The sequence below is a fragment of the Paracoccus sp. TOH genome, from assembly GCF_030388245.1.
Taxonomy (GTDB): Bacteria; Pseudomonadota; Alphaproteobacteria; order Rhodobacterales; family Rhodobacteraceae; genus Paracoccus; species Paracoccus simplex.
Map to the genome: position 1 here is coordinate 833,785 of NZ_CP098361.1, position 17,695 is coordinate 851,479.

General features: G+C 65.2%; 13 protein-coding genes, 1 tRNA gene and 1 pseudogene. 10 read left to right on the forward strand and 5 right to left on the reverse strand.

What is annotated here, in order from left to right:
* Positions 1-61: 61 nt before the first annotated feature.
* The 3 genes from NBE95_RS14700 to NBE95_RS14710 are packed head-to-tail and all read left to right on the forward strand — an operon-like array spanning position 62 to position 2,274.
* A complete protein-coding gene (locus NBE95_RS14700) occupies positions 62-964 on the forward strand; it encodes a polysaccharide deacetylase (protein WP_289894990.1) in 903 nt (300 codons plus the stop codon).
* A gap of 28 nt (positions 965-992) precedes the next feature.
* The gene (locus NBE95_RS14705) at positions 993-1,310 is read left to right on the forward strand and encodes a hypothetical protein (protein WP_289894991.1); all 318 of its coding nucleotides are present in this window, start codon (positions 993-995) and stop codon (positions 1,308-1,310) included.
* Positions 1,303-2,274 carry a GTP-binding protein gene (locus NBE95_RS14710; protein WP_289894992.1) on the forward strand — a complete coding sequence of 324 codons (972 nt, stop codon included), beginning with the start codon at positions 1,303-1,305 and terminating at the stop codon, positions 2,272-2,274. The genes NBE95_RS14705 and NBE95_RS14710 overlap by 8 nt, the downstream gene beginning before the upstream one ends.
* Positions 2,275-2,698: 424 nt before the next feature.
* On the opposite strand, the gene NBE95_RS14715 is transcribed toward NBE95_RS14710, so the two are convergent.
* Positions 2,699-3,202 (reverse strand): MarR family winged helix-turn-helix transcriptional regulator, encoded by a 504-nt coding sequence (locus NBE95_RS14715; protein WP_289894993.1) that lies wholly within the window; start codon positions 3,200-3,202, stop codon positions 2,699-2,701.
* Between the two features lie 44 nt (positions 3,203-3,246).
* Between NBE95_RS14715 and NBE95_RS14720 the strand changes: the two genes are divergently transcribed.
* From NBE95_RS14720 to NBE95_RS14735, 4 genes and pseudogenes are all read left to right on the forward strand, one after another.
* Complete coding sequence (locus NBE95_RS14720) at positions 3,247-4,767, forward strand: FAD-dependent oxidoreductase (protein WP_289894994.1); 1,521 nt, start codon at positions 3,247-3,249, stop codon at positions 4,765-4,767.
* Positions 4,764-5,732 carry a zinc-binding alcohol dehydrogenase family protein gene (locus NBE95_RS14725; protein ID WP_289894995.1) on the forward strand — a complete coding sequence of 323 codons (969 nt, stop codon included), beginning with the start codon at positions 4,764-4,766 and terminating at the stop codon, positions 5,730-5,732. Before NBE95_RS14720 ends, NBE95_RS14725 begins: the two co-directional genes overlap by 4 nt.
* Before the next feature lies 1 nt (position 5,733).
* On the forward strand, positions 5,734-6,957 hold the full coding sequence (locus tag NBE95_RS14730; RefSeq protein WP_289894996.1) for an MFS transporter: 1,224 nt from the start codon (positions 5,734-5,736) through the stop codon (positions 6,955-6,957).
* Between the two features lie 268 nt (positions 6,958-7,225).
* Positions 7,226-7,306: pseudogene (locus NBE95_RS14735) on the forward strand (IS5/IS1182 family transposase); the annotation flags it as partial.
* A gap of 1,002 nt (positions 7,307-8,308) precedes the next feature.
* On the opposite strand, the gene NBE95_RS14740 reads toward NBE95_RS14735, so the two are convergent.
* Positions 8,309-8,398: transfer RNA gene (locus NBE95_RS14740), tRNA-Ser, on the reverse strand.
* Between the two features lie 137 nt (positions 8,399-8,535).
* On the opposite strand from NBE95_RS14740, the gene NBE95_RS14745 reads away from it, so the two are divergent.
* The 3 genes from NBE95_RS14745 to NBE95_RS14755 are packed head-to-tail and all read left to right on the forward strand — an operon-like array spanning position 8,536 to position 13,224.
* Entirely contained in the window at positions 8,536-9,663 is a 1,128-nt protein-coding gene (locus NBE95_RS14745) for an NUDIX domain-containing protein (RefSeq protein ID WP_289894997.1), read from the forward strand.
* A gap of 34 nt (positions 9,664-9,697) precedes the next feature.
* On the forward strand, positions 9,698-10,729 hold the full coding sequence (locus NBE95_RS14750; RefSeq protein ID WP_289894998.1) for a cysteine synthase A: 1,032 nt from the start codon (positions 9,698-9,700) through the stop codon (positions 10,727-10,729).
* A gap of 8 nt (positions 10,730-10,737) precedes the next feature.
* Positions 10,738-13,224, forward strand: a complete 2,487-nt coding sequence (locus NBE95_RS14755; RefSeq protein ID WP_289894999.1) for a DUF3772 domain-containing protein — start codon at positions 10,738-10,740, stop codon at positions 13,222-13,224.
* Positions 13,225-13,236: 12 nt separating this feature from the next.
* Here NBE95_RS14755 and NBE95_RS14760 read toward each other — a convergent pair whose 3' ends face one another.
* The 3 genes from NBE95_RS14760 to NBE95_RS14770 all read right to left on the reverse strand — a co-directional run bounded on the left by NBE95_RS14760 (position 13,237) and on the right by NBE95_RS14770 (position 17,695).
* Positions 13,237-14,307, reverse strand: coding sequence for an AI-2E family transporter (locus tag NBE95_RS14760; RefSeq protein WP_289895000.1), 1,071 nt, complete (start codon positions 14,305-14,307; stop codon positions 13,237-13,239).
* 55 nt (positions 14,308-14,362) lie between these two features.
* A complete protein-coding gene (gene gyrA, locus NBE95_RS14765; protein WP_289895943.1) occupies positions 14,363-17,044 on the reverse strand; it encodes a DNA gyrase subunit A in 2,682 nt (893 codons plus the stop codon).
* A gap of 156 nt (positions 17,045-17,200) precedes the next feature.
* Positions 17,201-17,695: a disulfide bond formation protein B gene (locus NBE95_RS14770; protein WP_289895001.1), complete on the reverse strand. Its 495-nt coding sequence runs from the start codon at positions 17,693-17,695 to the stop codon at positions 17,201-17,203.

A 17,695-nucleotide genomic window follows, 5' to 3' on the forward strand; every position in this document is an offset into this window, starting at 1 on the left:
AGGACGGGCCAACCGGAGGGGGCCGCCCTGAACCTATTCCGGAAGCAAGGAGGACAGACGGATGACCAAGAAAATCATATGCGGGTTCGGCACCGACATCGACTCGGTGGCGGGTTGGATCGGCTCTTACGGCGGTGGCGACAGCCCGTCCGATATCCAGCGCGGCATCTTCGCTACGGAAGTGGGTGTGCCGCGTCTGCTGCGGCTGTTCAAGAGATACGGCCTGAAAACCTCGTTCTTCATCCCCGGCCACTCGCTCGAGACTTTCCCCAAAGAGATGGAGATGATCGTAAGGGAAGGGCATGAGATCGGTGCGCATGGCTATCTGCATGAAAACCCCATCGCCATGACACCCACGCAGGAAGAGGATGTTCTGGTCAAGTCGATCGAACTGATCAAGGGTCTGACCGGCCAGTCGCCCCGTGGTTATGTCGCGCCCTGGTGGGAAATGTCTAACTCGACGGCCGCGCTGCTGAAGAAATACGGCTTCAGCTACGATCATTCGCAGGGTTATCGCGACTTCCAGCCTTTCTACGCCCGCGTCGGCGACAGCTGGAATACCATCGATTACTCCAAATCTGCGAAGGATTGGATGCATCCGCTAAAGCACGGCAAGGAGATCGACCTGGTCGATATCGCCGCCAACTGGTATGTTGACGACCTGCCGCCCATGATGTTCATGAAAAAATCGCCCAACAGCCACGGTTTCGTGAATCCGCGCGACATCGAGGAGTTGTGGCGCGACCAGTTCGACTGGGTATATCGTGAGATGGACTACGCCGTGTTCGCCTTCACCATTCACCCGGATGTTGCAGGACGCCCGCAGGTTCTGCTGATGCTGGAGCGGCTGATCGAATATATCTCGCGCCACTCGGGCGTCGAATGGATGCCGTTCGAGGATATCGCCGCCGATTTCCGCAAGCGCTTCCCATTTGACGGTGGCAAGCGGCCTGAAGTGATCTGATGCAACCCGCACCGGGGCCACGGCCCCGGTGTCAATTCTGCCGGAGGACATCATGTGCAACGCCTGTGGTAACCCTGCCGCTCCTGGTCACTGGACCGAGGCCGGTGCCGCCTCGGCCGGTGATCGGTTGCGCGCACGATTTCATCGCGCCGATGTCTTGCGAAACGTGCTCCGGCCTTACGGGCTGACGGCACATGATGGCGGGGCGGTGCCTGGCATCCAGATCGGTACACTGTCAGGCGCGCAGACCATCGTCCACAATCTGGAAGAGGTCTGGAAAGAGGCCGAGCGCATGGCCGGCCGGCCGATCGACCCTCTGGACCCGCGGTATCTCGGGGATGGCTGAAGGCGATACGGGCGACTCCCGGCTGCGGCTGACGATTCTCGGCGGCTATCTGGGTTCGGGGAAAACCACCTGGCTCCGCCACCAGTTGCACATCGGAGCCTTCGGTCAAAGCGTGCATGTGATCGTGAACGAGGCGGCCGAGACCCCCGTGGATGATGCGCTGTTGCAGCGGGCCGATGCCATTACGCTGCTGGCGGGTGGCTGCTGCTGCTGCGTGGGTCGGGCAGATCTGATCTCGGCCCTGCGCGGGCTGTGCGATGAGCGCAGCAGCGTGTCCGCCGGTCGGCCACGTCTGCAGCATGTGGTGCTGGAAACCAGCGGTCTGGCGGATCCCGGCGCCATCGTGGCCGCGATCCAGAACGATCCTGTTCTTATCAGCCATATATTGCTGGCCGAAACCATCGTGGCCGTCGATGCCCTGCACGCCTTGGCGCAGTTGGCGACCGAGCCGCTGGGCCGCCGTCAGGTGGAGGCTGCGGATCGGCTGATCCTGACCAAGGCTGATGCTGCCGATCTCCAGGCGCTGGCTAGGCTGCGTGCGACCTTGTCCCGGTTGAACGGTCACGCCGCGGTTTCTGCGGCGAGTCTGGGTGAAGTCGTGTTTCTTCCCCCCCTGGCTGTGGAACTGCAACCCGCCGAACTGCCCGCCATCGGCCTCGACGATGCGCGCGGGCCGATCGTGCCGACGCAGGTCGCGATCCCCGATGAGCTGGACTGGGCGGCCTTTACGCTGTGGCTTTCGGCGCTGTTGCATGCCCGTGGCGAGGATCTGGTGCGGGTGAAGGGCGTCATCAGAACCCCGGCGGGCCGGCTGCTGCTGCAGACCGTTCGCAAAGTCGTGCAATCTCCGGAAATCCTGCCGGAACAGGCGGATGAACGGAACGACGATGTCATCGTTTTCATCGGTCGCGGCTATCAGCCCGCAGATCTGGAGCGATCACTACACCGCTTTTTGGGGCTTTGATCCGTCACAGGCTTAATAAGATCAGGAGTGAGCGGCGGAACGTGCGGGAGACCGATGAGCACTGCGTCTACTCTATAGCCTTCCAAACGGACCCTGAAAACTCGCGATAAGCTGCTGAGACAAAAGTCAGAATGGGATGTCATCACCCAATTCCGCAGCCAAGGGAGAAAGAGGGAGCGTGGACTGAACCACTGCGCGCTGAGCAGCCGTATCGTGCTCGCCCCCGTCCGTTAAGCCCCAGCTCTCGATCACGTCAATCAGGGGGGAAGGCTTCTGTCATTGCCCAGTCTATGTAAGGGGACGCCGTTGCACTCCATGGCTCGCGTTTAGGCAGCTTGATCTGGACGCGAGCTGGCATGTGCAGCGCACTGCAATTGTTCAGAGCCGACTATTTAGGCGCGGTAAAAGCCGTGTGGCGTCATTCTCATTCCTCAAGACGTGGCGGAATTGTCGGTTCTTCCCTCACGGCGTCGGCAAATTTGCGCATTAGCCGCACAAGTTCATCAACCTCGCGTGCATCCCATGTTTCGAAAATGGCGCGAACGTTCCTCTCGCGCGCAGTGTCGATCTTGTCGGTCATCGCCTTACCCTTCGGCGTGACCATTGCCTCATTCACGCGACGGTCGGCCGCGCTCTGCCTGCGCTCGGCCAGGCCAAGGCTTTCGAGCTTCGCGACCTGACGGCTGACAGTTGTGTAGTCGCGGCCAGCGCGCTCAGCGAGTTCGACTATGCCGACTGGCCCAAGCCGTTCGATCCCCACCAGCAGGGGGAATAATGCACGATCAAGCGAAATCCCGGCTTCGCGCACAAGGTCTTCGTCCCGCTGCGGCCGGTTCATGAGGCTGACGATATCGATCAGCGCCCCATGGAGTTCGCGAATCTGGCGACTCTCAATATGTGTATTTTTCACATTTGTTCTTGACGGCATTCTGAGCCTCCTATTATGTGCATACTACACATAATGAGGCAGACATGGCAAACGAATTCGAAGCAGATGCGCTCATCTGCGGCGCGGGCGCGGCTGGCCTGACATTGGCGATCGATCTTGCGCGGCGCGGGGTGTCTTTCCGGCTGATCGAGAAGCAACGGGAACCTTTCCGTGGGTCACGCGGAAAGGGAATCCAGCCCAGGACGCAGGAAGTTTTCGAAGACCTTGGCATTCTCGACAAGATTGTCGCCGCCGGCGGAATCTATCCGCCGATGCGCGAGTATCGGGATGACGGCAGCTACGTCGAGAAGGAGTTCGGCGAGCGATCCGATCCGACGCCAGCGGAGCCCTACCATATCGCGCTGATGATTCCGCAATACCTGACAGAGCGAATCATGCGGGAGCGGTTGGCCGAGCTGGGCCATGAGGTCGAGTTCGGGTGCGAGCTGGTCGGGTTCGAGCAGGGCGGGAACGCAGTGACGGCTCGCCTCGCGCGACCGGATGGCGAGGAAACCATTCGCGTCCGCTATCTGGTTGGGGCGGACGGTGGACGCAGCTTCGTGCGCCACACGCTTGGCGTGGATTTTCTGGGCAAGACGTTGGGCGTGCGCGCAATCGTGGCGGATGCCAGCCTGACCGGCCTGGACCGTGATGCATGGCACCAGTTCAACGATGGTGACATGGAACGCATGGTCGCGATTTGCCCGCTCGCGGGAACCGATCTTTTCCAGATTCAGGCCCCAATTCCGCTGGACGGTGAAATTGACCTCTCGGCCGCAGGTCTCGGCCGGTTAATCAGTGAGCGGACAGGCCGCAACGATATTCAGGTGCATTCGGTCGCCTGGGCTTCGGCCTATGCGATGAACGCTCGGCTTGCCGATCTTTACCGGATCAATCGGGTGTTCCTCGTCGGCGATGCGGCCCACATCCATCCGCCAACGGGCGGACAGGGCCTGAATACCGGTGTACAGGACGCCTATAACCTGGGCTGGAAGCTCGGGGCTGCGCTCAGCGGCGCTGACGATGAACTGCTCGACACCTATGAGGCCGAGCGGCGTCCAGTCGCGGAATCGGTGCTCGGCCTTTCGACCCGGCTTCTCGATGCGCAGAGACAGGGCGGGGCGCGGCGAGGCCGCGAGGTGCGCCAGCTTGATATCGGCTATCCAGATTCGCCGCTCTCTAGGCAACTGACTGAGCGCAGCGGGACCTTGCGCGCCGGGGACCGCGCGCCGGATGCCCCGATCAGGGGGGCGGCGGGCCAACCCTCGCGACTGTTCCAACTGTTCCAGGGTCCGCATTGGACGCTGCTTGTTGATCACGCCGGAACGGAGATGGTCGCGACCCGTCCAGGGATGCATGTCCACTGCATCGGCGTGCAAGGCGATGTCATCGACGCCGGGGGGCATGTCCGCGATGCCTATCAACTGGCATCGGGCGAGTGCGTGCTGATCCGTCCGGACGGCTATGTCGGCGCGATTCTGATCCTGGGCACAGAGAGGACGGCGAAGCTCGAACGGTATCTCGGCCACATGGGTCTGGTTCAACTCGAAGGAGACCCGAAATGAGGGCCGCGATTGTTTCTATGGCCCGGCGGCTCCCTGCGCTGGGCGAGCTTTCCGCCCCCGTGGCGTCCGCTGGCGAAAAACTGATCCAAGTAAACGCCGCTGCGATCAGCCATGTCGTTAAAGCTCGTGCGTCGGGCGAACATTACAGCACTGATGAGCAATTTCCCTTCGTGGTCGGCATCGACGGCGTGGGACGGCTGGAAGACGGCGGCCGGGTCTATTTCGCCCTGCCGCGCCCACCCTTTGGAAGCATGGCGGATTACACTGTGGCAGACGCACGGCTTTGCGTGCCAGTGCCGGATGATCTTGACGACTTCACCGCCGCCGCCATCGCCAACCCCGGCATGTCCTGCTGGGTTGCGCTGACCGAACGCGCCCAGCTCAAACCAGGCGAAACGGTGCTGATCAATGGTGCCACTGGCACATCGGGACGGCTTGCGATCCAGATCGCCAAGCTACTCGGCGCGGGCCGCATCATAGCCACCGGCCGCAACGTCAAGGCGCTTGGCGAAGCAAAATCGCTCGGTGCTGATGTAACGATCCAGCTTGGCGAGGATGCAGAGCAGCTTGAACATCGCTTCATGCACGAGTTCGCCCAAGGCGTCGATATCGTGATCGACTACCTTTGGGGCCATAGCGCCGAGTGCCTGCTGATCGCTGCCGCCAAGGCAGGCCGGGACGCAGTGCCCATGCGTTTCGTTCAGGTGGGATCGGTGTCCGCATCGGACATTACCCTACCGAGCTCCGTCCTGCGTGCCTCGGCCATCGAACTGATGGGCAGCGGCCATGGCAGCGTGCCCGTCCCTCGCCTGGTCGAAATCACGGGCGAGGTCCTGCGCGCGACCGTCCCCAGCAATCTGACGGTCGCCTTCAAGCCGGTGCCGTTTGCTGACTTCGATCAGGCATGGCCGCTGGACAACAGCACTTGCCGCACCGTGTTTGCCATGAATGCGGGAAGGACGTGAAATGACCAGTGTTTCCTTACCGGAAGGCGTTACTGGCGAGAGGGAGAGCCTCGACTGGAGGTTGATGTTACCTCTATTCGCTATTGTCAGCCTCTATGCCGCCGGTATCGGTGCGGTTCTGCCCGTTCTGCCGTTCTATTTGCGTGAGATGGGGGCGAGCCCTCTGGTATTCGGCCTGGTGCTTGCCACGGAAGCGTTGAGCCAGTCTGCCGCATCGCCTCTGCTCGGCCAACTTTCCGACCGTTTCGGGCGAAAGCGGGTTCTTCTAGCCAGCCAGACCGTCGCAGTTGTCAGCCTGCTACTGCTCGCCCTCGCGCAAAGCATTTTCACCGTCCTGCTGGCACGTTTCCTGTTTGGTTTCACGGCCGGCAACTTCTCGGCCGCCGCCGCGTATGCGGCGGACAACAGCTCGCCGACCACCCGACGCCAGGCGATTGGCGTCGTACATGCCGGGCTTGGCCTTGGGGCGATCGTCGGCGCGGGTCTTTCAAGCATTCTGTCCGAAATCTCTTTGACCGCGCCAATCTACATGGCCCTGGCACTGTCCGTTTCCGGTGTCGTCGTCACAACCTTCGGCCTGAAAGGCGGCAAGGTGGTGGAGCAGGCTAAGGGCGAGGCCGACCAAGCGAAAATCTCATTCCGGGCAATAACCAGCTCACCAGTGATACGGGTGCTCATTGTCGTGATGCTGTGCCACTTCTTCGCATATGGAATGTATACTTCGCAGCTCCCAATTTTCCTTGCCGACAGATTTGTGTGGAACGGCCACGCTCTTGGGCCGCGCGAGTTCAGCTACATCATAGCGGCGGACGGTGTGATCAACATATTCGTCCAGCTTTTCCTGCTCGGATGGCTCGGCAAGCTCTTCTCGGAGCGCCGGCTGATAGTCCTGATCTTCGCCCTCATTTGCACTGGTTTCGTTAGCGCCGGGCTGGCGAGCACCATTCCCGTCCTCGCCTTTGCCGTGCTCTGCATCAGCACAGGGGATGCTCTAGCGAAGCCCACATATCTTGCGGCGCTGTCAGTCCATGTCCCTTCCGAGCGGCAAGGCGTCGTCATGGGAACAGGACAGGCATTGGTCGCTGTGACGGATATCACCTCTCCGGTTGTGGCGGGCTTCATTCTCGGTTTAGGGCTTTATGAAGCATGGATCGGGGCGGCGGTGGCAATCGCCATCATCGGAGCTTTTATCGCGGCAAGGAAACTGCGAGGAATGAAAGCATGAACGCCGATGCGTAGCCGGTCAGACTCTCCCAATGCAGCCATGGGCCGTCTTTACGGCATGATCGAATTGGTCGATGCCTGCCGCCACCCGCTCAACGAAATGGCGTCCGGCTCCGGTCAGTCGGACGTCCCGTGCATGGTGTTCGAATGGGATGACACACCAAGGTCTTCTTCCAAGGTTTTCACGCGGGTCCTGACCCTAGGTCGTGTTGACAACAGGGATTCCGCTGGTCGGCGACCCATGATTCAAGCCCATCTCTGCGTAGGAGATGATCTTGGCGCGCAATCTGATATCCGACGATGAGTGGGCCTTCTTCGAGGGCTTCATTCGTGCCGTCCGGCACCCGAATGAGGCGCTTGCGAAGGATCTGATCGACAGACTCGCCCACGATAGGAACGCGCAGGAGGCTTTCGTTTCCGAAGCCGAACGGCGCAGCGGCCGCACAAGGCGGGACCGGATCGAAGGCATGGTGCTCGATTGGTTTTGTCGAGGGATTCAGGAGGCCTGCGATCAGCTCTCCGACTGGCTTGAAGCGCGGCGCCAGGATGCTCGGCAGACGCAGGATCACAGCCGAGAGCGGCTGCTGCGCGCACTCGGCTCCGTACGCAAGGCCCTGGACACTGGCGTTTGGGGGCCGGCCGAAGGCGAAGGCAGACTTGCCGAAGCGTCTGGTCTCGTTCTGGCCGAGAAGCTCGATGATTTGCGGAAACTCATCGAAGGTCGGACGGCACTTTCGGTCACGCCGCGCGTGCACGACCTGTTCGAAGCCCCGCTACTGCGACTGCCCGGCGGCTGTCAGGACCGGACCGAGGATGACGGTCCCGTCTTTGAAACTGAGCGTGCGTTACGCGATCATCGCCTTGCCGCCGCGCTCGCTCGACCCGAGCTGATCCCACCGGATGCGGCTCTCGCGCTCGACGCGCGGCTCAAGGAGACAGCGGTGCTCGCTGCGCAGCGCCTTCTTGACCGACTGAACGAGAGCGACCTACCCAAAGATCAATACGACGGCCGACGGCAGCAGCTCGACGAGGTACTCGAAGCTCCCCGTCGAAAGGCGCGCGAGCGTGTGGCGCGTCTTCGGCAATCCTTGACGACGATCGGCTACCTTGATCTCGACGCCGCAACGACGCTGTCCGGTGATCTGTCGCGCCTCGCCCTCATCGATTCCGCCTTGGCTCCCAACGACAGATCGCGCGTGCGGGGCAAAGGCTGGCTCTAATCCATCCCAGGGCGTGGCCCATCCGCATCGCTCAAGATCGCAATCAGTAGCATTCAACCGCAAACATAAAGGCGGGTATGATGGCGGGTATAACGCCACAATGGCGATTTTTCATATAAATATCAATAAAGTTGGCGGAGAGGGTGGGATTCGAACCCACGGAACCCGTGAAGGCTCAACGGTTTTCGAGACCGCCCCGTTCGACCACTCCGGCACCTCTCCGCGCTTTCTGGGTGGTGGCGGGGATTTAGACGGGCGGGGGTTGAAGCGCAAGGGGCTTCGCGCGAAAACCGCGAAAATTTTCTTGCGAGGTGGATCATGGCAGCAGGCGCGCAAAACCGGGGGCAGGGGGCGCCGTCATGCCCCTGCTGATCGGGCCCATCGCCCATCCGCTGATGCGCGCCCAACTCGCCCCGCAGGCCGTCGAGGCCGCGCCGGTCCTGGGCGCGCTGCAGGGCGGCGGGATGGCGGGCATCGCCCCGCAGGGCTGGCCGCGGTTGCTGGCCGGCGACCGGATGCTGCCGGTCTGGCAGACCGGCTGGACCCCGGCGCTGCGCCGCTATGCCGAGATCTTCGGCCTGGAGCCGCAGGACCATGATGGCCGGGCGCTGCTGGGCCTGGGCGAACCCGCCGCGGAGGCGGACGAATGGCAGCCGGCGCTGGCCGCGGCGCTGGCGGCATGGCTGCTGCGCCTGCCTGCATCGCGCCCTGCCGGGGATCTGCGCCGGCGCTTGCCGATGATCGCCACCTGGGTCGCCTCGCGCCAGCGTGCCGCGGGCGAAAATCCCGGCCTGCCGCATGTCGGGCCGGCCGGCTCGCCTCGTACCCGCATCGATTCGGTCGAGGAGCCCTATTCCGCGTATTTCTCGATGGAGGAGATCCGGCTGAGCCAGCGCCGCAACGACGGCGATTGGACCCCGCCGCTGTTGCGCGCCGTCTTCGTCTCGGGCGATGCGACGGTGGTGCTGCCCTGGGATCCGGTGCGCGACCGGGTCATGCTGATCGACCAGCTGCGCGCCGGGCCGCTGGCGCGCGGCGATGCCCAGCCCTGGCTCTACGAGACGGTGGCCGGCCGCGTCGATGCCGGCGAGACCCCGGAACAGGCCGCCCGGCGCGAGGCGGTCGAGGAGACGGGCATCGCTCTGACGCGGCTGATCCCGGCACCGCACAACTATCCCAGCCCCGGGGCGATGGCGGAATACCTCTATCTTTATGTCGGCATCGCCGATCTGCCCGACGACAGCGCCGGCCTCGGCGGGCTCGCGACCGAGGACGAGGACATCCGCTCGCACCTGATCCCGCGGGCCGAGCTGACGCGGATGGCGCTGGCGGGCGAGATCCGCAACGGCCCGCTGTTGAACCTGGCGTTGTGGCTGGAGCTGCGACATGCCGAGATCCGGCAGAGCCTGGACGCGGCGATGCCCGGCGCGGCGGATCCGGGCCGGTTGGACCGTCCGGGGTTGCCGCCGTCGACCGGCGGCGTGTAAACCGGGCGGGAACATCCTGCGAAAGGCCAAGCCCATGCGCATCTGCCCCGATCTTGCCTCTGCCATCGGAAACACCCCTCTGATCCGGCTGCGCCGGGCCTCGGAAGAAACCGGCTGCGAGATCCTGGGCAAGGCCGAGTTCATGAATCCGGGCCAATCGGTCAAGGACCGGGCCGCGCTCTACATCATCAAGGACGCGGTGGAACGGGGCGAGCTGAAGCCCGGCGGCACCATCGTCGAGGGCACGGCCGGCAATACCGGCATCGGCCTGGCACTGGTCGGCGCCTCGATGGGCTTCCGCTCGGTCATCGTCATTCCCGAGACGCAGAGCCAGGAAAAAAAGGATATGCTGCGGCTGGCCGGCGCCGAGCTGGTCGAGGTGCCCGCGCAGCCCTACAAGAACCCCAACAATTACGTGCGCTATTCCGGCCGCCTGGCCGAGGAACTGGCGCGGACCGAGCCGAACGGCGCCATCTGGGCCAACCAGTTCGACAATGTCGCCAACCGGCAGGCGCATCTGGAGACCACCGGCCCCGAGATCTGGGAACAGACCGGCGGCCGGGTGGACGGCTTCGTCTGCGCGGTCGGCTCGGGCGGGACGCTGGCGGGGGTCGCCATGGCGCTGCAACCCAAGGGCGTCAAGATCGGCCTGGCCGACCCGGAGGGCGCGGCGCTTTACAGCTTCTATACCGAGGGCGTCTTCGACAGCCCCGGCTCGTCGATCACCGAGGGCATCGGCCAGGGTCGGATCACCGCCAACCTGGAAGGCTTCACGCCGGATTTCGCCTATCGCATCCCGGATGCCGAGGCGCTGCCGGTGATCTTCGACCTGCTGGAGCGGGAAGGGCTTTGCCTGGGCGGCTCGTCGGGGGTGAACGTGGCCGGCGCCATCCGCATGGCCAAGGACATGGGCCCCGGTCACACCATCGTGACGGTGCTTTGCGATTATGGCACGCGTTACCAGACCAAGCTTTTCAACCCGGAATTCCTGCGGGCCAAGGGCCTGCCGGTGCCGGAATGGCTGGCCCGCAAGCCTGCCGATCTGCCCGAAGTCTACGAGGACTGAACCGGCCCATGCCTTCTGCCCCGTCCCGGCCCCAGGCCCGCCGCGCGCCCCGCCATGCCCTGCTGTCCCGCTTCGCGACGGTCGCCGTCGTGCTGCTGCTGGCCTTGTCGCTGGGGCTGGCGCGGCCGGCCCTGGCCCAGGATCCGCAGGCACCGGATTACGACGCCTGGAACAAGTTGGCCGAACAGGCCGAGCAGATCCTGGAATCCGGCTCGGCCAATGATGCGCGGCTGCAGACCATCCGCGACGAGGTGGTGAAATGGCGCGAGCGCTTCAAGGAGGCGCAGGGCATCAACGCCACCCGCATCGCCACGCTCAAGGACCAGATCGCCGCACTTGGCCCGGCGCCGACCGAAGGGCAGACGGAATCCGAAGACATCGCCGCCCGTCGCAAGGAGTTGAACGAACAGCTCTCGACCCTGCAGGCGCCGGGGCTGCAGGCGGTGGAATCGCATGGCCGCGCCGATGGCATCGTCACCCAGATCGACCAGACGCTGCGCGCCCGCCAGACCTTTGCGCTGATCCGCAAGACGCCCTCGCCGCTGAATCCGGCGAACTGGCCGCCGGCCATGGCCGAGGCCGGCCAGGTCGCAGGCAAGATCTATGCCGAGGCGCGCGACCGCTGGGACAGCACCGGCGGCATGTCTGGCTTCACCGCGCGGCTGCCGGCCATCGCGGGCTTCCTGCTGGTGGCGCTGCTGCTGCTGTCGCGCGGTCGGCACTGGATCGACTCGTTGCCGTCGCGGCTGTCGGCGCGGGCCAGCGAGCGGTCGCGGGCGGCGCTGATCTTCGGGGTCTCGCTGGGCCAGATCGCCATTCCGCTGATCGGGGTGATCCTGTTCGCGGCGGCCTTGGGCGCGACCGACCTGTTCGACGACTGGGGCCTGCCGCTCTTGCGCTCGGTGCCGGCGGCGGGGCTGTCCTTCTTCGGCGGCATCTGGCTGGCGCGCGGGCTGTTCCCGGCCCCCGACACCGGCGTGCAGCCGCCCCTGCCGATGAGCGCCGAGCGCCGCGCCAAGGCGCAGTTCCGCGCCACGCTGCTGGCCTCGGCCCTGGCGCTGCACCAGCTTTTCGCCCGCACCATCCTGCCGCTGTCCGGCTTTCACAGCCAGAACGACACCGGCACCGTCCCCGAAAGGCTCAGCGAGGCCTCGGCCGGGGTCTGGCACCTCCTGCTGGTGCTGTTCGGCGCCTTCTGCTTGTTCCAGCTTTGCAACGTGCTGCGCGGCCTGCGCCCGAACGAGGCTTCCGAGACGCCGGATTACCGCATCCGCGTGGTGAACTTTCTGGCCATGGCCGGCCGGCTTCTGGCGCTGGTGACGCCGGTTCTGGCGGCGGCGGGCTATGTGACGGCGGGGAATGCGCTGCTTTGGGCCGCGGTTCTGACGCTGGCGCTGGTCGGGCTGCTGATCATCCTGCAGGATTTCATCGCCGATTTCTATGCCATGGCCAAGGGCGGCGACCAGTCGGCGCGGGACGCGCTGATGCCGGTGCTGGTCGGCTTCGCGCTGATCTTGCTGTCGCTGCCGCTGTTCGCGCTGATCTGGGGCGCGCGGGTCAGCGACCTGGCCGAGGCCTGGACCAAGGCGCAGCAGGGCTTTGCCTTCGGCGGCGTGCGGCTGTCGCCCATGGCCATCCTGACCTTCCTGATCGTCTTCGCGGTCGGCTATTCGCTGACCAGTTTCGTGCAGGGCGCCTTCCGCAGCTCGATCCTGCCCAAGACCCGGATGGATGCGGGCGGGCAGAATGCGGTCTCGTCGATGATCGGCTATGTCGGGGTGGCGCTGGCGGCGGTCTTTGCCGTCACCTCGGCGGGGATCGACCTGACCTCGCTGGCATTCGTGGCTGGTGCGCTGTCGGTCGGCATCGGTTTCGGCATGCAGCAGGTGGTGTCGAATTTCGTCTCGGGCATTATCCTGCTGGTCGAGCGGCCGATCGCGGTCGGCGACTGGATCGAGGTCGGCGGCCAGCAGGGCACGGTGCGCAAGATGGCGGTGCGCGCCACCCAGATCGAGACCTTCGACCGCACCCAGGTGATCGTTCCGAACTCGAACCTGATCACCCAGCCGGTGACCAACTGGACGCGCGGCAGCCTGGTCGGGCGGATCATCGTGCCGGTGACGGTAACCGTGGCGACCGACAGCCGGCTGGTCAGCGATCTGCTGCGCGAAATCGCCGAGGATCAGCCGACGGTGCTGGTCAACCCCGCCCCCGCGGTGCTGCTGCGCAGCATTGCCCCGACCGGCCAGAATTTCGAATTGCGCGCCATGCTGTCGGACATCAACGGCGGCGCCTCGGTGGTGTCCGAGATCAACCACCAGATCCTTGAGCGCTTCGCGGCGGCGGGGATCGTGCTGCCCGGCAGTGTGCGCATCGCGCAGGACATCTTCCTGCACAAGAGCGAGGGCGAGGACAAGACCGTGGGTGAGGGTGAGGGCGAGGACGAAACCGCGCCCGAGGCCGCCCCCCGGCCCGTGCCGCCGCATCAGGCCTGAGGCAAGCGGCGGCTAGCGGCGCAGCCCGCTGGACGGTTCCTGCTCTGGCAGGCCCTCCTGCGACAACAGGATGGCGACCGGGCGCAACCAGGGGATCTGCGCGCAGACGATCATCACCGCCACCATGATCGGCACCGCCAGAAAGGTGCCGGCGATGCCCCAGACCACGCCCCAGAAGGCCAGCGACAACACGATCCCGAACGAGGACAGCCGCAGCGTCTGGCCCAGCAGCATCGGGTCGAAGACATTGCCGACCACGAACTGCACCGCCGTGATCAAACCGCCCAAGGTCAGCGTCAGCGTCGGATCGCCGGTCTGCGCCAGAACCAGGACGATGGCGATGACCGTGGCGATGATCGAGCCCAGCGTCGGGATGAAATTCAGAATGAAGGTCAGCATGGCGATCGCCCCGGCCAGCTCCAGCCCGGCCAGCCGGAAGATCGCCCAGATCAGCGCGGCGGTGACGGCGCTGATCCCGGCCTTGACCACCAGATAGCGGTTCACCCGGCGCATGATGACATGCACCGTGCCCAGCACCTGCCGGGCGCGGTCGGGGTCGCCGGTCAACCGCTCGATCTTGACCGGGAACCAGATCCGCTCGCTGAACATGAAGCCGACGAAGGTCAGGATCAGCACCGAGCCCGAGATCAGGTTCGAGGCCTGCGCCGCGGCCGAGCGCAGCCAGCCGGCGACGTCGATATTGCCCGTGAAGGTGGCGATGGCCTCTTGCGCGCCGGGGCCCCAGCGCTGGCTGAGGCTGGACAGCACCGCCTGCGCCCGGTCGGCATAGGCGATGGCGGTCGAGACCACCTCGTTCACCTGCGCCACTACCGCCGTTGCCGCCCAGAGCAGGCCGACGGCGATGGCGATCAGCGCCAGCGTCGTCGCCAGCCAGTTCGGCACCTTGAGCCGCGCAAAGGCCGAGATCGCATCGCTGGTCAGCGAGAAGATGATGATGGCGAAGGCCAGACAGATCAGGATGAAACGGGCCTGAACCAGCAGGAACAGGATCAGGCCGAAGGCGATGACGCCCAGGAAGCCGGTCCGCAACCGCTCGCTCAGCTGCGAGTCATGCCTGTTCAATCACATCCCCTTGGTTTGCCGGCAAGGCGCGGCCGGGGCAGGGTGCCCCGGCGGTTCATTCCTCGGCCTCATCCTCGCCATTCTCGGCGATGCGGGCAACAGAAACCACTTCCTCGCCGGGCGCGGTGTGGAAGACCCGCACCCCGCCGGCCGAGCGCGAGCGGAAGCTGATGCCGTCCACCGGCACCCGGATCGACTGGCCGGTCGAGGTCGCCAGCATGATCTGGTCGTCGCCCTCGACCGGGAAGCTGGCGACCAGCGGTCCGCCGCGCATCGCCTTGTCCATGGCCATGACGCCCTGGCCGCCGCGGCCGCGCAACGGATAGTCGAAGCTGGAGCTGATCTTGCCGGCACCCTTGGCGGTGATGGTCAGGATCAGCTCCTCGGCCGCCGACATCTCGGCATAGCGCTCCTGCGAGATCGCGGTTTCGGCCACGGCATCCTCGTCCTCGTCCTCCTCGGCGCCGTCATCCAGCGCGCCGGCCACGGCGCGGCGCATCTTCAGATAGGCGGCGCGTTCCTCGGACCCGGCCTCGAAATGCCGGATCACCGACATGCTGACCACCTTGTCGCCGTCGTTCACCAGCCGGATGCCGCGCACCCCGGTCGAATCGCGGCCCTTGAACACCCGCACGTCGGTGGTCGGGAAGCGGATCGCCCGGCCGGCGGCGGTGACCAGCATCACGTCGTCATTCCCGGTCGCCATGCGGGCGCCGATCAGCTCGACCCCTTCAGGCAGCTTCATGGCGATCTTGCCGTTGCGCATGACATTGGCGAAATCCGAGAGCGCGTTGCGGCGCACGTCGCCTTCCGAGGTGGCAAAGACCACCTGGTAGTCGTCCCATTCGCTTTGCGGCGCATCGACCGGCATCAGCGCGGCGATGGAAACGCCGGGATGGATCGGCAGGATGTTGACGATGGCCTTGCCCTTGGCGGTGCGCCCGCCCAGGGGCAGCCGCCAGGTCTTCATCCGATAGACCATGCCGTCGGTGGTGAAGAACAGCAGCTCGGTATGGGTGTTGGCGACGAACAGGGTCGTCACCACGTCGTCCTCTTTGGTCGCCATGCCGGACAGGCCCTTGCCGCCGCGGCGCTGCGACCGGAACTCGGCCAGCGCGGTGCGCTTGATATAGCCGCCCGAGGTGATGGTGACCACCATGTCCTCGCGCTCGATCAGGTCCTCGTCATCCAGATCGCCGGCCCAATCGGTGATCTCGGTCCGGCGCGGCACGGCGAACTGGGTTCTCACCTCGGTCAGCTCGTTCGAGATGATGCCCATGATCCGTTCGCGCGAGGCGAGGATGGCCAGGAATTCGCGGATGGCATCGGCCAGCGTCTTGAGCTCGTCGGTGACCTCTTGCACGCCCAGTTGGGTCAGGCGCTGCAGGCGCAGTTCCAGGATGGCGCGGGCCTGGGTCTCGGACAGGTTGTAGGTGCCGTCCTCGTTGACCGGGTGCAGCGGGTCGTCGATCAGCCGCAGGTATTCGACGATCTCATGCGCCGGCCAGCGCCGCTCCATCAGCCGCGCCCGCGCCTCGGCGGCGTCGGCCGAGCTGCGGATCGTCGCCACCACCTCGTCCACGTTCGAGACCGCCACGGCGAGGCCGCAGAGCACATGCGCGCGTTCGCGTGCCTTGCGCAACTCATAGGCGGTGCGGCGGGCGACGACCTCCTCGCGGAAGGCGATGAAATGCGTCAGGAAGTCGCGCAGCGTCAACTGTTCGGGCCGGCCGCCGTTCAACGCCAGCATGTTGGCGCCGAAGCTGGTCTGCATGGGGGTAAAGCGGAACAGCTGGTTCAGCACCACCTCGGCGGTGGCGTCGCGCTTCAGCTCGATCACCACCCGCACGCCGACGCGGTCGGATTCGTCCTGCACATGGGCGATGCCCTCGATGCGCTTTTCCTTGGCAAGCTCGGCGATCTTCTCGATCAGGCTGGCCTTGTTCACCTGATAGGGGATCTCGTCCAGGATGATCGCCTGGCGGCCGGCGCGGGTCTCCTCGATTCGGGTCTTGGCGCGCACGATGATGCTGCCGCGCCCTTCCAGATAGGCCTTGCGGGCGCCCGAGCGGCCCAGGATGATGCCGCCGGTCGGGAAATCCGGGCCAGGCACGATCTCCAGCAGCCGCTCGGTCGGCAGGTCCGGGTTGTCGATCAGCGCCAGCGTGGCGTCCACCACCTCGCCCAGGTTGTGCGGCGGAATATTGGTGGCCATGCCGACGGCGATGCCGCCGGCGCCGTTGACCAGCATGTTCGGGAAGCGGGCCGGCAGGACGGTCGGCTCGCGGTCCTTGCCGTCATAGTTGTCCTGGAAATCGACGGTGTCCTTGTCGATATCCATCAGCAGATAGGCCGAGGGCTTGTCCATCCGCACCTCGGTGTAGCGCATGGCCGCCGGGTTGTCGCCGTCCATGCTGCCGAAGTTGCCCTGGCCGTCCAGCAGCGGCAGCGACATCGAGAAGGGCTGCGCCATCCGCACCAGCGCGTCGTAGATCGGGACGTCGCCATGCGGGTGATATTTACCCATGGTGTCGCCGACCGGGCGGGCCGATTTGCGATACGGCTTGTCATGGGTGTTGCCGGTCTCGTGCATGGCGAAGAGCACGCGGCGATGCACCGGCTTCAGCCCGTCGCGCAGGTCGGGAATCGCCCGGCTGACGATGACCGACATGGCATAGTCGAGATAGGAGGAACGCATCTCGTGCGAGATGTCGATCACCGGGCCGTCGTGATGCATCACGGCGCGCTCCGATCCGCCGTTCTCGGGGGTATCGTCGTCGTTTTCAGGGATGTCAGCCACGGGGAAACCTCAAGATCTTGTTGGGCATGGGTCTATCCCATACCCGCCTTGGGTGCAATCTTGACGGGCCGGGGCGTGGCGGGAAATCCGTCCTCAGGCCAGCCCGGCCTCGCGCCGGCGGCCGCGGACCGAGGCGAGCCACAGCGCCGCAAGCCCGGCCGACAGGATGGCGTTCCAGCCCGCCATCGAGATGCCGAACAGGCTCCAGGCCACCTCGTCGCAGCGGACCACTGGGGCCTGTTCCAGCGCCGCCATCAGATCCTGCGTGGACATGGTGGCCAGCCCCGACACGCCGCCCGAGCAATGCTGCGGCCCCAGCCACAGCTTCAGTTCGACGCCGGCGTGATAGATGGCAAGGCCGGTGGCGCAAAGCGCCGCGATCAGTCCCAGCGCCGCCAGCCAGCGCTTCCAGCCGAAGAACCAGATCAGCCCGCCGATGACGGCGGCGGCCAGATGCGGCCAGCGTTGCAGGATGCAGAGCTCGCAGGGCGCATAGCCGAGGCTCTGGAAGATCAGCGCCGCGGCCAGCAGCGCGGCGGAGCCCGCGGCGGCGGTCACGGCGATGTGCTTGCTCGAAAATCCGTTCAT

Excerpts from the sequence above, each read along its gene's own strand:
- NBE95_RS14700 (WP_289894990.1), top strand. The coding sequence starts at position 62 with ATGACCAAGAAAATCATATGCGGGTTCGGCACCGACATCGACTCGGTG.
- NBE95_RS14710 (WP_289894992.1), top strand. The coding sequence starts at position 1,303 with ATGGCTGAAGGCGATACGGGCGACTCCCGGCTGCGGCTGACGATTCTC.
- NBE95_RS14715 (WP_289894993.1), bottom strand. The coding sequence starts at position 3,202 with ATGCCGTCAAGAACAAATGTGAAAAATACACATATTGAGAGTCGCCAG.
- NBE95_RS14720 (WP_289894994.1), top strand. The coding sequence starts at position 3,247 with ATGGCAAACGAATTCGAAGCAGATGCGCTCATCTGCGGCGCGGGCGCG.
- NBE95_RS14725 (WP_289894995.1), top strand. The coding sequence starts at position 4,764 with ATGAGGGCCGCGATTGTTTCTATGGCCCGGCGGCTCCCTGCGCTGGGC.
- NBE95_RS14730 (WP_289894996.1), top strand. The coding sequence starts at position 5,734 with ATGACCAGTGTTTCCTTACCGGAAGGCGTTACTGGCGAGAGGGAGAGC.
- NBE95_RS14745 (WP_289894997.1), top strand. The coding sequence starts at position 8,536 with ATGCCCCTGCTGATCGGGCCCATCGCCCATCCGCTGATGCGCGCCCAA.
- NBE95_RS14750 (WP_289894998.1), top strand. The coding sequence starts at position 9,698 with ATGCGCATCTGCCCCGATCTTGCCTCTGCCATCGGAAACACCCCTCTG.
- NBE95_RS14755 (WP_289894999.1), top strand. The coding sequence starts at position 10,738 with ATGCCTTCTGCCCCGTCCCGGCCCCAGGCCCGCCGCGCGCCCCGCCAT.
- gyrA (WP_289895943.1), bottom strand. The coding sequence starts at position 17,044 with ATGCATCACGACGGCCCGGTGATCGACATCTCGCACGAGATGCGTTCC.
- NBE95_RS14770 (WP_289895001.1), bottom strand. The coding sequence starts at position 17,695 with ATGAACGGATTTTCGAGCAAGCACATCGCCGTGACCGCCGCCGCGGGC.